General features: G+C 58.4%; 1 protein-coding gene. It reads left to right on the top strand.

The genetic code is table 11. The features are described from left to right. Positions 1–161 precede the first annotated feature (161 nt). A complete protein-coding gene (locus tag RAE04_RS11670) occupies positions 162–1,340 on the top strand; it encodes an IS256-like element IS1249 family transposase (protein WP_005323424.1) in 1,179 nt (392 codons plus the stop codon). Positions 1,341–1,385 lie beyond the last annotated feature (45 nt).

Genomic DNA, 1,385 nt, shown 5'->3' with positions numbered 1-1,385 from the left:
GGGTTAAGGGTCAAAAAGTGTGTCCGGAATCGCGGATTTTCACGGATTGACCTGTAGGTTTCCGGAAAGTATATGCTCCGGAAGCATATATCTAGCCCCCGACGGGAAATCCTCGGTGTGGCAGCCGTGATGTGCTATGCGCGGCGTGGTGTGGTGTCGCAATGTCGAAGAACCAACCACGCTGCCACTGCGGCGGTGAAATGAAACGCAACGGCACCACCAGCAAAGGCACCACCAGATGGCGCTGCAAACAATGCGGCGCCTCCAGCGTCAAACGTCGAAACGACATCACCAACGCGGCAGTGTTCACCCAGTTCATCGAGCATTGCACCACCGCAATATCACTCGACGACCTAGCCAAACGAAACGGTGTTAGCCGCGCCACCATGAAGCGGCGCTTCAAGTGGTGCTGGCTCGTTGATGTGCCTGACCCCACCGCCGGCCACCACAAGCGGATCTACGACCAGGTATTTCTCGATGGCACCTACACCGCCGGTGGCTGCCTGATCGTCGCGGCGACCATCGACCACGTGATCGCCTGGCACTGGTGCAAACACGAAACCACCCGCGACTACCAACTGCTGCTTGAACGCATCGAAGCCCCACTCATCGCCGTCATCGACGGCGGCCAAGGCGCATACAGCGCAATCAAAAAGTGCTGGCCGACTACGAAAATTCAACGCTGCCTCGTCCACGCCCAACGCGTGGTCCGCCGCTACACCACCACCAACCCACGCACCGATGCCGGGCGCACCATCTACCGACTTGCGCTGAAACTGACCCGGATCACCACACTGGATGAAGCCGCCGCGTGGGGTGTGCAACTGCACGAGTTTTCAACGATCTACCGGGAATGGATGAACGAGAAAACCATGATCAAAGACCCCAAAACAGGTGCATGGACCCGCGTGTGGACCCACCACAACGTGCGCAAGGCCTACAACAGCCTCAACCATCTTTGGCGGTCCGAGATGCTGTTTGTCTACCTCAACCCGCCAGCAGGAGTCCTTGCGCCCGAGCGGATCAAATCCACCACCAACAGCTTAGAAGGCGGCATCAACGCCCAGCTCAAACTGCTCGCCAGAACCCACCGCGGCAGATCAGGCGAACGACAACGCCGCATGCTGGATTGGTGGCTCTACTTAAAAACGGAACTGCCTGACGATCCAGTACGAATCGCCAGGCAGTCCGACTGGGGCCAGGGCCAACTCGCCAAAGTATCCACCCTGACCCAAACCGAGAACCAAGCCGACCACGAAACAGGACGCCCAGCCCTCTACGACAACGCTATCGACACCGACTACACCCACTCAATCGGCATTCAAAAAGGCCAAATCTAACCCCCGCGACACGCCGAGCCAGACACACATTTTGACCCTTAACCC

The organism is Corynebacterium sp. CTNIH16 (assembly GCF_032821655.1).
Lineage (GTDB): Bacteria > Actinomycetota > Actinomycetes > Mycobacteriales > Mycobacteriaceae > Corynebacterium > Corynebacterium marquesiae.
This window is presented reverse-complemented; position numbering and strand designations above follow the sequence as displayed.